Raw genomic sequence first — 14,608 nt, 5'->3', positions numbered from 1 at the left:
GGGTAGACAGATGGCAACAGGCGACTATGCGGCAGATCTCAACGAAATCGAGGCGCTCGATAAGGAGTACGTCTTCGGCACGTGGGCCTACCAGAGCGAGGTCGCACCGACACAGATCGTCGAGAGCGACGGGGTGACGTTCACCGACGCCGATGGCACCGAGTACATCGATTTCTCCGCACAGCTCATGTGTTCGAACCTCGGCCACTCGGCCGATGCCGTCGCCGACGCCATCGCCGAACAAGCCCAGAACGGAGCGTATTTTGCGCCCGGGTTTGCCACCGAGGCGCGAGCCAAACTCGGCGAAAAACTCGCCGACGTCACCCCAGGCAATCTCTCGAAGACGTTCTTCTCGACCAGCGGCACCGAAGCCGTCGAAGCCGCCCTCAAAATTGCCAAATTCTACACGGGGAAGGACAAGATCATCTCGCGCTACCGCTCCTATCACGGCGCGACGGCTGGCTCGATCAGCGTCACTGGCGATCCGAGACGCCTCGCCGCCGAACCCGGTATCCCCGGAATGATCAAAGCGCCCGACCCCTACGCCTACGGCTCGACGCTCGATCCCATGGAGAGCCTCGAGTACATCGACGAGATGCTGATGCTCGAGGGCGACACGGTTGCGGCCGTCCTGGTCGAACCGATCGTCGGCTCTAACGGGATCCTCGTCCCGCCGCCGGAGTACCTCCCCCGGCTCAAGGAGATCGCCCACGACCACGGCGCACTGCTCATCTGTGACGAGGTCATGACCGGGTTCGGCCGCACCGGCGAGTGGTTTGGCAGCGATGTCTACGACGTCACCCCCGACATCATGACGATGGCCAAGGGACTCTCGGGGGCATATGCGCCGCTCGCGGCGACTACTGTGACCGACGAGATTGCCGACCACTTTGAGGACAACATGCTGACTCACGGCCACACCTACGCAGGTCATCCCGTCGCCTGCGCCGCCGGGCTCGCCGCCGTCGAAACCTACCAAAAGGAGAACCTCATCGAGCGTTCGAGCGAGATGAGCGAGTACCTCGAGGGTCGGATCGACGACCTGGCCGACAGTCACCCGAGCGTGGGTGACACGCGGGGTATCGGCCTGTTCCACGGCATCGAACTCACGAAGCGGAGCGACGGGCGCGAGCCCTTCGGCACGCGAGCGGACAAGCTCTCGAAGGGGTCGACCATCGTCGACGAGGTGGCGGCGACCGCCCTCGAGAACGGCACCTACGTGGCGAACATGATCAACACGCTGATCATCTCCCCGCCGCTGACGATCACCCGGGAAGACGTCGACGCCGCGATCGACGCGATCGACGTCGCCCTCGAGGTATCGGACTCGGCGATGGATGCGTAAGCGACTGGTTTCGAGCGATCACAACTCGAGACCCCACGCCGAGCGGCCAGCGAACTGGAAACTCGGTTCGTAAAACGTACGAGCAAACCGAACACATTTCCCGCTCTGTGCTGTCGTCCGTCGTATGACTCGCGTTGCGCTCTTCGGCGTCGGAAGCACGAACTTCCACTACACGGTCGGAACGCCGGAGGGCGATTTTGTGACCGCAGTCTCGACGGAACCGACGCGACCCCACGCGCTCGAGACGCAACTGATCGACACACTCGAGACGCGGCTGGAATCGGAGTCCCTGGATGCTGTCGCGATCTCTGCACCGGGATTGGTCGATCCCGAGTCAGGGTGTATCAGTGCGTTCGATACGCCGGACGGTGCACTCATCGAGCACCTGGATCTGTCCACCCCGATCGAACGTCGGTTCGGCCTCGAGACGGTCGTCGAAAATGACTGTAGTGCCTCCGCACTCGGTGAGTGGTACTTCGGGCAACGGAGTGACGTCCGCTCGTTGCTCCACGTAACCTTCGGCACGGGAATCGGCGGCGGTGTCGTCGAAGACGGTCGCCTCGTTCGCGGCGAACACGGCCAGGCCGGCGAGTTCGGTCTCCTCCCGATCGAACCGGAGGGCCCCCTCGAAAGCGCTGCGGTCACCGGCGCCTGGGAGGCGTACTGTTCGGGTCGAGGGATCCCACAGTACGTCGCTCACCGCCTCGAGAACGGAGACGGCGATGGGAGCGTCCTCTCGGAGATCGAACGCGAACTCACCGCTCAGGACGTTTTCGACGCCGCATCGGATGGGGATCGCTTCGCGACCGACTGTCTGGATCGGATCGCCCGGTACAACGCCGCTGGCATCGGCACGCTGTGTAACTCGTTTAACCCGGGTCGCGTGACAGTGGGCGGCGGCGTCGCGCTCAACAATGCCGACTGGCTGCTCGAGGGAATCGATCGTTACCTCGAGCGGTACTGCTTCGTCGACCGGCCGGAACTCGAGATCACTCCGCTCGGAACCGAGATCGGACTGTATGGGGCACTCGGCGTGTATCGTAAACGCCTCGCTGGATCTGTTGGTCAGCCGACGACCGAGATCACCGATTGACGCCCGTCGAATCGGCGCAGACACTACCACGATCGTGTCCCTGCCACTGCGCCGACTGGAGATCGGTGTGAGACTCGCCAGGGATCTTGACCGACTTTCGCACCGATCGGTTTCGCTCCCGAGTGGGATTCCAGGCTGTCGAATTGATGGCTGGACATACGTGTACTTCCCCGAAGCTACCTACGAACTATAATTAGCCCACTAACACATACACACATTGTTACTTATCTCAGATAATACAGCCAAAACGTCGGTCGAAATGTTTGTCGAAAAGATTTAATATCTGTGTAGTAACATTCCACGTATGGTGCTACCCAATGGCAATGATGGTGAGAAGGAACCGGTAGAGTCCTCTAAATCGCGCATCTCTCGCCGATCGATACTTGGCTCGAGTGCAGCCCTCGGTGGCATTGCGATCGCTGGGTGTCTCGGGAACGGTGACGACGACGGAAACGGTAACGGTAATGGCAACGGCAACGGCAATGGCAACGGGAACGGTAACGGCAATGGCGACGCCGACGCCGACAACCAGGTCGCCATCATCTCGAGCGACGCCGGCTTCGGCGACAACGCGTTCAACGACAACGCCCTCGAGGGGCTCGAGGAGGCAGCTGACGACTTCGGGTTCGAGGTTACACAGGTCGAAGAGACCGAGACCGCCAACTTCGCGGCCAGGCAGGAAGACCTCGCTGCGGATGGTTCCTACGATCTCATCGTGATGGTCGGCTACCAGCACTGGGAGGGGCTGGCGGAGAACTCCGAGCAGTACCCGGATCAGTACTGGATGCTCATCAACGACCACGTCGAGGGTGCGGAGAACGTCTCGGGCTGGATCGAGATGAACAACGAGATGTCGTTCCTCGCGGGCGTCGCTGCCGGAACGTTGACCCACGAGGAGATTGAACACGACGATAGTTCCACCGATCCGGACGAGTCCATCGTCGGCTTTGCCGGCGGCGAGGACATCGACCTGATCAACGCCTTCGAGCAGTCCTACATCGAAGGCGTCGAGTGGGTCGACGACAGCATCGAGGTGCTCACCGGCTACGGTGGCAGCTTCTCCGACTCCGAAGCGCTGAACGAGGTCGCCAGTTCGCAGTTCGACGACGGTGCCGACATCGTCTGGCACGCCGCGGCCGCAGCGGGCGCAGGGGCGTTCTCTGCCGCACAGGACAACGATCGCTTCGCCCTCGGCGTCGACAGCGACCAGTCGGTCACCGACGACCAGTACGCAGACGTCATTCTCGGCTCGGCGATCAAAGCCCTCAACGAGGCCACGTACATGGTCGCCGAAGCGGTGTACGAAGACGACTGGGGAAGCGTCTCGGGCGAACAGAACCTCAGCATCGAGAACGAGGGGATCGACTTCGTCGTCGGTCAGGAGTTCGAAGGTGAACTTCCCGACTCCCTCGAAGAGAACATCGAAGCCGCGAGACAGGCGTTCCTCGACGATGAGATAGAGCTCAGCTGCGGACCGACCGGCTGCTAACGAGCCGCACACCTTTTGACCTTTGGCCCGCATGCATACATCGACTGGAGTACCATGGCTGTAAGTGACGAACCGGCGAACGTCAGACTCGAGGGGATCACCAAGACCTTCGGTGACGTCGTCGCAAACGACGACATCGATTTCACCCTCGAGGAGGGGGCGATCCACGCGCTGCTTGGCGAGAACGGGTCTGGCAAGACGACGCTCATGAGCGTGCTGTACGGGTTGTACGACCAGGATTCGGGCACGATCTACGTCGACGGCCAACCTCAGACGTTCGAATCGCCCCACGACGCGATGGAACAGGGGATCGGCATGATCCACCAGCACTTCCAGCTGATCGAGCCGATGACGGTTCTCCAGAACGTTATTCTGGGGCACGAGCCGACCGAGAACGGGCTGGTCGACGAGTCGGCGGCACGAACCGACATCGAGGAGATCTGTGCGCGCTACGGCTTCAACGTCGACCAGCACCTCGACACCCCCGTCGAAGAACTCGATCTCGGCACCCGCCAGCGCGTCGAGATCGTCAAGAGCCTCTACCGGGGGGCCGAGACGCTCATCCTCGACGAGCCGACGGCCGTCCTCACGCCACAGGAGGTCGACGGACTGATGGCCCTGATGGAAGACCTTCGGGAGGCAGGCCGGTCGCTAATATTCATCTCGCACAAACTCGACGAAGTGTTACAGATCGCCGACCTGATCACCGTGCTTCGGGACGGCAAGGCGGTCGGAACGGTCGACGCCGCCGATACCAGCGAACAGGAACTGGCGCGGATGATGGTCGGGCGGGAAGTGCTGTTCGACCGGGCGACCCGGGACACACCCGTGGGCGACCCCGTACTCACCGCCGAGGAGATTTCGGTGATTGGTGATCGGGGCCTCGAGCAGGTCAGCGGCGTCGACCTCACGGTTTGCGAGAGCGAGATACTCGGCATCGCCGGCGTCCAGGGCAACGGCCAGGCCGAACTCGCCGAGGCCCTCACCGGGCTTCGGCCCGTCGAATCGGGAACGATCCGGTTCGAGGGAACCGACATCACGGACACGAGTCGACGCCATCGAATCGAACTCGGTATCGGCTACATTCCGGGCGACCGCCAGACCGAGGGACTGGTACAGAACTACGACCTGGTCAAAAATACCTTACTGGGGAACCAGACGGTCGAGCCCTACGCCGTCAACGGCTGGCTCGACTGGGGCGCCGTTTCGGATCACGCGGAGGAGATCATCGAGGAGTTCGACGTCCAGCCACCGAATCCGGACACGAGAGCGGCCTCGCTCTCGGGGGGCAACCAGCAGAAGTTCATCGTCGGCCGCGAGATCGGGCACGATCCGATCGTGATGGTCGCCGCACATCCGACCCGCGGGGTCGACATCGGCTCGATCGAGTTCATCCACAACCGGCTGATCGAGCTTCGCGATGCGGGACTCGGCATCGTCGTCGTCTCCTCGAAGCTGGACGAGATCCAGAAACTCGCCGACCGTATCGCCGTCATGTATGAAGGTGAGTTCATCCAGATCGTCGATCCGGACGCGGTCACCGAGGAGGAACTCGGTCTGTTGATGGCGGGGAAGCGACTCGAGGGCGAGGACGAATCGCAGTCGCTCGAAGGGAAAAACGGCGAGTCGGTCGAGACAGACGAAACCGTCGGAACCGACGGCGAGGTGCAGTCATGAGCGACGATCCGGGCCGACTTCGTCGCGGCCTCGACCGCGCCGCCGACCGCATGCTCACCGCGTCGGTCTACGAGCGAATCGGCATCGCCATCGGTTCGACCACACTGGCGATCCTCATCGGCCTCGTGATCGTGGCCGCCGTCGGTCACGACCCGCTGCAATTCGCCCGCGACATGGTCGTCGGCGCATTCGGCAGCGAACGGGCGTTCTCGAGAACGCTCCAATACACGACGTTGTTCATCCTCGCCGGCGTTGCCGTCGCGGTTGCCTTTCGGGCTGGCGTGTTCAATATCGGCGCCCAGGGGCAGTTGATCATCGGCGGAATTTCCTGCGTGCTGGCGATCATCTGGGTCGCACCGTTTCTACCGACCGGCGCTTTCGGCGGCGTCGTGTTGATCGTCCTCGGGCTGGTCGTCGCTGCGGTCACAGGAGGGCTGTACGGGGCGTTACCCGGAGCGCTGAAGGCCTACTACGGGGCCAATGAGATCATCACGACCATTATGTTGAACTTCATCGCCATCGGGCTGGTCGGTTGGGCCGTCGACGGCCCGCTACGTCCCGACGACGCCCGGTCGGTGCGAACCGCGTATCTGCCTGACAACGTTGGATTTCCGCAACTGGTGTTCGAAAACCCCAACTTCTCGATCGTCGGCCTCCTGCTCGCGCTCGCGGTCGTCGTCGTCATCAGCGTCGTCATGACGCGAACGAGCTTCGGCTACGACATGGTGACCAGCGGCCACCAGGAGCCGGCGGCCACGTTCTCCGGGGTCGCCTCGAAGCGCATGATCGTGACGACGATGACCGTCTCGGGGATGGTCGCCGGCCTCGTCGGCGCCGTCTTCGCGATCATGGTGCAGGGCTACTTCATCGACCCGAGCGGCATCGGCAACTACGGCTTCGACGCCATCGCCGTCAGCCTGCTCGCGGCGAACAACCCACTCGGCGTCGTTCCGGCCGCCTTGCTCTTCGGCGCGCTCGACTCCTCGAGTTCGTACGTCCAGATCAACAGCGGCGTTCCCGTCCAGTTGATCGACGGCATCGTCGGGCTCGTCGTCCTGTTCGTCGCCGCACCCGAGCTGTTCAGGATGATCGCCAAGCGAACGGGCCTCGGAGGTGACGACCGATGAGCGTCGCCGACTACACGTCCAGTCGGGGCGTTCGAATAAGCGGGCTCGTCGTGCTCGTGCTGGCCGCGCTCGTGGGCGTGAGCGTCGTCTTCTTCGGCGTCTCGCTCGATGACATCTGGGTCACGCTCAGGCGCATTTTCACCGTCGGATTCATCAACCGTACGCTGGTCGGCGCCGCACCGATCGCGCTCGCGGCCATCGGCGGCCTCTACGCCGAGAAAAGCGGCGTGTTCAACATCGGGCTCGAGGGGTTCATGATCTTCGGGGCGATCACGGCGGCCGCGACGATGTACGGCATGGGTGGAACGTCACCGAGCCAGCCTCACATCTGGCTCGCGATCGCCATCGCGGTTGCGTTCACGCTCGTTCTGACCGTTCTCTACGCGGTACTCCTGATCCGGTACAAGGCCGATCAGATCGTCGCCGGCCTGGCCATCTGGTTCATGGGACTTGGGTTCGCGCCGTTTGCAGCGTCGCTACTGTGGGACACGGTTCGCAGCCCCGGGCTGGCGAGCATTAACCACTACTCGATTCCGTACCTCGTGGAGATCCCCTACGTCGGTTCCATCGTCTTCAGCCAATCGCCGCTGGTCGTGCTCACGCTGATCATGGTGATCGCCGCCTGGGTCTTCCTCTACCGCACCCGCTACGGCTACTGGATCCAGGCTGCGGGCGACAATCCAAAGGCGCTCGATACCGCCGGTATCGACGTCAATCGCGTGCGGTACGCGACGGTGATCTTCTCCGGGGCGATGGCCGGCCTGGGCGGCGCCGTCCTCCTCGCTCACGCGGGGGACTTCATCGGAACTGGCGATACGATGGTCGACGGCCGGGGCTGGATCGCCATCGTCGCCTACCTCTTCGGTAACTACAACCCGATCGGGGCTGCCCTCGCCGCGCTCCTCTTCGCCGGCCTGGACATGCTGCAGATCCAGTTCCAGACAGCCGACATCACCATCATGGGACGGGCGATCTCGGCCCGACTCATGGGACTCGCTCCCTACGTCGGCGTGATCGTCGTCCTCACCCTCTGGGGGAAGACCCGCATGCCCTCGTCGGTGGGCGAACCCTACGAGAAAGAGGAGTAGACAGGAGAGCGATTCCGTTTTCACTCACTCGTTCGACAACCAGCCCACTCGAGCCACCGAACCTCGATGGGGTGCAGTGGTGGCGACGGAGGACGAAAATCACTACTCGAGGCCCTCGATCCCAACGTCGAACTCGCCACGTGCGGGTTCGGGGACGTACGACTCGAGATCGGTCGTCTCGAGATCGATCCGTTGCCCCTCCTCGGCTGCCCTGTAAGAGGCCATACACAGTTTAACGACCTCGAGGCCGTCGTACAGATCCTCGCGGGCGTCCTCGCCGCGGCGGAAGGCGTCGACGACGTGGCGATTCTGGGCGACGTAACCGTAGGTCGTCGCCTCGTCGGGGACGACCGTTAGGCTGCCCTCGCCCGCCTCCTGTTTCTCGACGACGTAGCCCGTCTCGTCGCCGGCGTCGCTCGAGAAGAACACGTTCGTCCCGGACTCGAGCGTGTTGAGGCTACCCGAGTACTCCGGGCCGAGCAGTTCGACGGTGATCCGCAGCCCCTCGCCGACGAAACACCAGGAGTTTGTCGCCTCGCCGACGACGAGGTCGCCGTCAGCCGTCTCGTAGAACACGGAGGCGCGGGCGTAGTCCTCGGCCGGACTGGTGCGGTAATCGACGTCGTACTCCTCGGCCAGTTCGTCGGCGTAGGCGTCCCGCCCCCACTTCAGCGTCGAAATGTCCCCGGAGACGGCGATCGGCGTCAACCCGTCGGGGTCGTCAGGATCGGCAAGCAGGTGATGGTTCACCTTGTGGGAGTGACACATCATGTCGCTCAACACGCCGCCGCCCTGTTTCTCACCGTCCCAGAACCAGCTCGAGTGGGGGCCGCTGTGTTCCTCGGCAGACCGCGCGAGGTAGGGTCTGTCGCCAGCGCCGGCCCACAGCAGTTCCTTCATGCGTTCGACCCCCGGCATGTACACCTGATTCTCGAGGTAGGCATGATTCAGCGACGTCTGCTCGATGAGGTCGACGACCCGTCGGGCCTCCTCGAGGGTGCGTGCGAGGGGCTTCTCGATGGCGATTCCCTCGAGGTCGGCACCACCCTGGGTGACTTCCTCGGTGATCGCCTCGACCGTTGGGACGCGTGTATAGTTCGGGCTCGTCACCCAGACGGCGTCGACGTCGGGATCCTGCACGAGGTCGCGAACGTCGCCGTAGACGTTCGGATCGCCACATCCCGCCGAACGCAAGTCGTCGGCGACCGCCTGCGCTTTGCGTTCGGTCGGGTTCATCACGCCCGCTGCGTGAGCATTTCTGATGCTTCGCAGGGTCTCCGCGTGGAACGTCTTCGTAATGAAGCCAGCGCCGATGAAGCCGATTCCGAGTGTGTCAGTCATCGCACGCACGTTCTATTTCGTTGACCTAAGCTATGTGGGTCGTTCACACAGGTAGATGGGTCGAGACTCAGTGACGTTCACGTTGGGTAGACAGTCGTTACTTCGAGTAATTCAGCCATAACAATAGGTCTGGTAGGGGTCGACTCGGACGGCTTCCGCTCGAGTTCCCACTCGAGACAGACGATTCGTATCGGTCGAGCGACGGCGTGTACGGCGGGACTACTGCGGAGTCACGAACGGTAATCACCATGAAACTCGCACTCATCGGGTTCGGACAGGCTGGTGGAAAGATCGTCGACGCCTTCTGCGCGTTCGAGGAAACAATCGACCGGAGCTTCGTCGAAGCTGCCATCGCCGTCAACTCCGCGACGGCCGATCTACATGGCCTCGAGCACGTCGCCGAGGAGGATCGCGTCCTCATCGGCCAGTCACGCGTGAAGGGGCACGGCGTGGGCGCCGACAACGACCTGGGTGCCCAGATCACGGAGATGGATCTCGACGAGATCCAGAACGCGGTCGACCGCGTGCCCGTCCACGACCTCGACGCGTTCCTGATCGTCGCGGGTCTGGGCGGTGGCACCGGCTCTGGCGGCGCTCCCGTACTGGCGAAACACCTCAAACGCATCTACACCGAACCCGTTTACGGGCTCGGCGTGCTACCCGGACAGGACGAAGGCGGCATCTACACGCTCAACGCCGCCCGATCGTTCCGGACGTTCACGCGTGAGGTCGACTCACTGCTCGTCTTCGACAACGACGCCTGGCGACAGACCGGCGAATCCGTCGGCGGCGGTTTCGATCGAACCAACCGGGAACTCGCAGAACGGTTCGGACGGCTGTTCGCCGCCGGCGAAGTCAGCGCGGGCGATCAGGTCGCCGAGAGCGTCGTCGACGCCTCCGAGATCATCAACACGCTCTCGGACGGGGTCGCCACCGTGGGGTACGCGACCGAACCGGTCGACGTCTCCGGGGGTGGGCTACTCTCCCGCGTGACCGGCAACGAAGCGAGTACCGAACTCGCCTCGACGAATCGGCTAACGAGCCTCGTCCGCAAAGCCACGCTCGGGCGTCTTACCCTCCCCTGTGACGTCTCGAGTGCCGACCGCGGACTCGTCGTGGCCACGGGGCCATCCGAGGCCCTGAGCCGAAAGGGGATCGAGCGCGGGCGAACGTGGCTCGAGGAAGAAACCGGGAGCATGGAGATCCGCGGTGGCGATTATCCGATCTCCGGAGCCCAGGAGGCCGGCGCGATTGTCCTCCTCTCGGGCGTCACGACCGTCGATCGGATCGATCAACTGCAGGAGATTGCCATCGAGGCCCAGGAGACGACTGCAGAGGTAGAACTACAGAGCGACGAACAGTTCGACTCGCTGCTCGATACCGGCGGAGAACTGAACGCGTTGTTTTGAACTGGACGGCGTCGACTCTCGCATTCGACCGTAGCCATGTCTCGTGTCACGTCGGCTCGCGCATGTCACCCCCTGTTCACCACTCCGTGAGAGACAATCCATTCTCGATACACGAACAGCGGTCTCATCTCCAGCGATTTCGTCGTACACACTTTTGACTTCGTTTACCCACCTCGGCCGCTTCCTGAATCATCACCTGTGCTTGGTCGTTCATAGTCAGTTAGGAGGATCGTAGAGTGAGAAGAGACGATCTGCTCTACTTCTAGTGTATTGTCTGTCATTCATAGTCGGCTTACTATCCGCAAATACCCTTGTAGATTAGTGGAACTTCAAAAAGTGACCAGATGAGTCAAAGAAAGACGACTCTCGAGAGCAGGCAATTCTCCAATCTGAGACGATTTTCCCTTCTCACTCTGACCAATGGATGGGCGATCTACTCTTCCTTGAACGTTCATAATCGGTTTCCGTCTATCGCTTTGGGGGTATGATGGGAGCACCTATCGGCACTGGAGGTGATTTCCGAATAGGTGAAATCGTGGGTTCAGAATTCAACCGCCTCACGTCTTGTAACCCGGATATGCGTTTTCGCCTCGAGCGCCGACCTAGATTGAATCGACCCCGGCTAAAATTTTCATAATCGGTTACGGTCTATCGGTTTCGAATTTTCAGCCTATTTAAAGAAGACTCGAGAAAAGTCGGATTCGAATATCGAGTGCAGATCATCACAATACAAATCGAGTTCCTATCTATGTGAATAACGTGAGATGCGGATGAAAGGCCGTCATCGCGCCACTAAAGAATCAGATGCCAACAGTGCATCGCCTAGGGAATGTCAGCACACTAGCGTTTGATATGTTTGTCCTCTTCGGACTCAACGCGGGTGATGGTGTGCTCTCGTCTTCGTGTTTGCTTTCGTTCTCTCTACGGCCCGTCACTGGCGACGTTGGACCACAGTGTCCCCTTCGAACGAGTAGCGAATTACGTGAAAGCAGTTCTCGAACATCTCACTGTTCATCCTGCGAGCCCGACTACCTCGAGGCAGACGACTCACTCATCTCTGAGTTCCAAGATATACGCGATTACATCCGACCACACTCGAGGGGGTGCCCTCGTTTCTAGTTGACTCGATGAGATACACACAACATCCTCTTTGCGGGTGTTCACACTGATTATCAACGGCATGTGACTCCCTTAACTTTCACCAGACATCCTCTCGTGAACGGACGAGAGGTATTTCCAATTATGAACTCTCAGAACTGAATCGTGGAAGTTTCGTTGATGGCGAAGATGCAGGTTAGTACGTCATGTCCCACGAGTCGATCAATAGAGAGTAGCGTAGCAGGACTCGAGAACGAACGAGTCTCCGCGAACAACCGCCGATACAGAAACACTTTACCCCGCCACGTCCAGCCTCCGAGAGATGGCTGCGAGCGAACTGTTTGGGCAGCGTGGACGCCTGTTCGCCGGAATACTCCTGTGTTGCCTGTTGGCCGGCATGATGGTCTGGGCCGGGACGACCACCGACGATCCGCTCGAGCATCAGTACCCCACCGACGTCGAGGTTACACCGACACCAGAGACCTACGTCGGTGAGCAGGTCGTTCTCGGCGGTCAGATCGTCGATACCGATCCAGTCGTGATCGCGACACGCGCCAGCGGCTACGGCCGATTCCTGCTCGTCGATGCGAACGACCAGGTGCAAAACGTCGATGGGGCACTCGAGACCGGCGATCATGTCACCGTCTTCGGGACGCTCACAGACGAAGAGGCACTCGTCGTCGAACACGGGTTAACCCAGAATCCGGACGACCGGGGGTACATGTTTCTCGTCTCCATCCTCGGCGGGCTCTTGGTCGCTGGCCGGTTTCTCAACGGCTGGCGGTTCGACCGGAAGGCGCTCGCGTTCGTCCCTCGCTCAAAAGCAGGATCTCGAGGCAACGAAGATGCAAAAGCGCGATCTCAACTCGACGGGGAAAACGAAGTCGACCGGAACACCCAGCCCACCCCGAACATAAAACGAGGTGGCCGCTAATGGCCGACGTCCTCACCCACGTGCTAGTGGGATACATCGTCGGCGTCAGCCTCAGCTTTCGGTACGAGTGGTTGCGGGGAGAACACGTGACCCTGGTGATGCTCGGCGCGCTAGCCCCCGATTTCGTGAAAATCGAGTTGTTCGTCCCTGACCGACTCGTCGCCCACCACCTCGGCGTTCCGTTCTCGTGGTCGCCGCTGCACACCCTCGTCGGTACCGTCCTCGTGACCCTCCTCATTTCGCTTTTGCTCGCTCCCGAGTACCGAAAACGGGCTATCGTTTTGCTGGCGATCGGAGTTGCCACCCACCACGTCCTCGACATCGCCCTCCTGACCGCGACGGGTGAAACCTACGCCGTCTTCTGGCCCCTCTCGAGCTACCGTCCGCCCTCGGGTGGCCTCTACCTGAGTAGCGACCAGTGGCCCGCCCTGGTCGCCGGTACCATTGCCGTTGTTCTCTGGGTTAGTCGACGGTATCTCACCGATGTGGAAGCCTCGAACGAACTGTGAATCGCCTCGAGGCAAATCCCAGGGTTTTCTCTTAGTCCGTTTGGGAAACTGGGGGAAACCATATCAGGTCGTACCACCGAAGCACGAGACGAGATCGCTCGAGACACGAGTGACACCAAACCATGTCAAACGACGCCATTCCTGCACGCTCGGACATCCTCGTCATCGGCGGGGGCGTCATGGGTACCAGTATCGCCTACTTCCTCACGACGATGACCGATCGCTCGGTCACGCTCCTCGAGAAGTCCCAGCTCGCCTCGGGGTCGACCGGCGACTCCTCGGCCATCCTTCGCCATCACTACGGCGAGGAGACCATCTACACCGAGATGGCCTGGTGGAGCCACCAGTTCTACGAGCGCTTTTCCGAGGAACTCGACGCCGGTCTCTCCTACCAGAACGCGCCGCTTGTTCGGTTTGCCGACGCCGCAGGCGACAGCGGCGCGTACGCTCGAGCCGGCTACGAGGCCCTTCACGACCGGGAGATCCCGGTCTCTGAGTACACCGGTGGGGACATCGCGTCGCAGTATCCGATGTTCGAGGTGGCCGACCGATACGACCTCGCGGTGAGCGACGACGCGGCGGCTTTCTCCGATGGCACCGACGCCGCCCTCGGGTTCGCTCGCGGAGCCCGCGAGAACGGCGCTCGGATTATCACCGGCGTCGAAGTCCAGTCGCTCGAGGCCGACGACGGCCAGATCACTGGCGTGGAAACCGACCAGGGCACGATCGATTGTGAGACGGTAATCGTCGCCGCCGGCCCGTGGACGCCGAAACTCGCCGAAACCGTGGGGATCGAGGTGCCGATCGAGACCGTTCGCGAGCAGGTCGTGTTGCTCGATCCGCCGGCCTATTACACCGACGCCTATCCCTCCCCGACGCCGACGACGAGTTTTCCCGGTGGTGAGTGGTATATCCGCTCCGATTTCGGTGACGGCATTCTGGTCGCCACGCATCGGTACACCGACCAGGCGGATCCCGACGACTACGACAACACACCCGACGAGGAGACCATCCTCGAGCTCGTCGACGAACTCGGCGAGCACGTCCCCGACCTGCGGGATGCCGGCATCAAAGGGCAGTACTGTGGGATCTATTCGGTGACGCCGGATCACGACTTCGTCATCGACCAGGCCGGCCCGGCGGGCTGTTACCTCTGCTGTGGCTTCTCCGGACACGGCTTCAAGCACGGTCCCGCCGTCGGCAAGATCACGGCCGACCTCGTCCTCGAGGGCGACACCGACCTGGTCGATCTCGAGTACTTCGCGCTCGAGCGCTTCGAGGAACACCCCGAGGGAAATGGAGCGCCACTGGACAATATCTAGTGAGGGAGGGCGGTAGAAGTCGGTGACCAACGAGCATAGCGGTCGGATATCGGGAACGCACCGGATCGAACCGTCACTGACTCGACAACCGACGCATCCTACAGAACCACTATCCAAGCCCCGGTCTACCGGGCGTACCGATACCACAACCCGTGTCCGGCCCGAAAGTGTTGTAT

11 protein-coding genes are annotated in these 14,608 nt (G+C 61.7%); 10 read left to right on the top strand and 1 reads right to left on the bottom strand.

Annotated elements, in window-relative coordinates:
* Positions 1 to 10 precede the first annotated feature (10 nt).
* The 6 genes from NGM68_RS03625 to NGM68_RS03600 all read left to right on the top strand — a co-directional run bounded on the left by NGM68_RS03625 (position 11) and on the right by NGM68_RS03600 (position 7,819).
* Positions 11 to 1,345, top strand: coding sequence for an aminotransferase family protein (locus NGM68_RS03625; RefSeq protein ID WP_252700287.1), 1,335 nt, complete (start codon positions 11 to 13; stop codon positions 1,343 to 1,345).
* Positions 1,346 to 1,469: 124 nt separating this feature from the next.
* Entirely contained in the window at positions 1,470 to 2,438 is a 969-nt protein-coding gene (locus NGM68_RS03620; RefSeq protein WP_252700286.1) for an ROK family protein, read from the top strand.
* 304 nt (positions 2,439 to 2,742) lie between these two features.
* The gene (locus tag NGM68_RS03615) at positions 2,743 to 3,927 is read left to right on the top strand and encodes a BMP family lipoprotein (RefSeq protein WP_252700285.1); all 1,185 of its coding nucleotides are present in this window, start codon (positions 2,743 to 2,745) and stop codon (positions 3,925 to 3,927) included.
* Between the two features lie 54 nt (positions 3,928 to 3,981).
* Complete coding sequence (locus NGM68_RS03610) at positions 3,982 to 5,604, top strand: ABC transporter ATP-binding protein (protein ID WP_252700284.1); 1,623 nt, start codon at positions 3,982 to 3,984, stop codon at positions 5,602 to 5,604.
* Entirely contained in the window at positions 5,601 to 6,731 is a 1,131-nt protein-coding gene (locus tag NGM68_RS03605; RefSeq protein WP_252700283.1) for an ABC transporter permease, read from the top strand. The genes NGM68_RS03610 and NGM68_RS03605 overlap by 4 nt, the downstream gene beginning before the upstream one ends.
* Complete coding sequence (locus tag NGM68_RS03600) at positions 6,728 to 7,819, top strand: ABC transporter permease (RefSeq protein WP_252700282.1); 1,092 nt, start codon at positions 6,728 to 6,730, stop codon at positions 7,817 to 7,819. The genes NGM68_RS03605 and NGM68_RS03600 overlap by 4 nt, the downstream gene beginning before the upstream one ends.
* Positions 7,820 to 7,921: 102 nt before the next feature.
* On the opposite strand, the gene NGM68_RS03595 is transcribed toward NGM68_RS03600, so the two are convergent.
* On the bottom strand, positions 7,922 to 9,160 hold the full coding sequence (locus tag NGM68_RS03595; RefSeq protein ID WP_252700281.1) for a Gfo/Idh/MocA family protein: 1,239 nt from the start codon (positions 9,158 to 9,160) through the stop codon (positions 7,922 to 7,924).
* A gap of 248 nt (positions 9,161 to 9,408) precedes the next feature.
* Here NGM68_RS03595 and NGM68_RS03590 point away from each other — a divergent pair, with 248 nt between their 5' ends.
* From NGM68_RS03590 to NGM68_RS03575, 4 genes are all read left to right on the top strand, one after another.
* Positions 9,409 to 10,569 (top strand): tubulin/FtsZ family protein, encoded by a 1,161-nt coding sequence (locus NGM68_RS03590; RefSeq protein ID WP_252700280.1) that lies wholly within the window; start codon positions 9,409 to 9,411, stop codon positions 10,567 to 10,569.
* Positions 10,570 to 11,989: 1,420 nt separating this feature from the next.
* Positions 11,990 to 12,601 carry a Slp family lipoprotein gene (locus tag NGM68_RS03585; protein WP_252700279.1) on the top strand — a complete coding sequence of 204 codons (612 nt, stop codon included), beginning with the start codon at positions 11,990 to 11,992 and terminating at the stop codon, positions 12,599 to 12,601.
* Complete coding sequence (locus tag NGM68_RS03580) at positions 12,601 to 13,110, top strand: metal-dependent hydrolase (RefSeq protein WP_252700278.1); 510 nt, start codon at positions 12,601 to 12,603, stop codon at positions 13,108 to 13,110. Before NGM68_RS03585 ends, NGM68_RS03580 begins: the two co-directional genes overlap by 1 nt.
* 122 nt (positions 13,111 to 13,232) lie before the next feature.
* Complete coding sequence (locus tag NGM68_RS03575) at positions 13,233 to 14,432, top strand: NAD(P)/FAD-dependent oxidoreductase (RefSeq protein WP_252700277.1); 1,200 nt, start codon at positions 13,233 to 13,235, stop codon at positions 14,430 to 14,432.
* Positions 14,433 to 14,608: the final 176 nt, after the last annotated feature.

It is taken from the genome of Natronosalvus vescus, assembly GCF_023973145.1.
Classification (GTDB): domain Archaea; phylum Halobacteriota; class Halobacteria; order Halobacteriales; family Natrialbaceae; genus Natronosalvus; species Natronosalvus vescus.
Note: the sequence above shows the minus strand (reverse complement) of the source record. Positions and strands in the feature narration are given on the sequence as shown.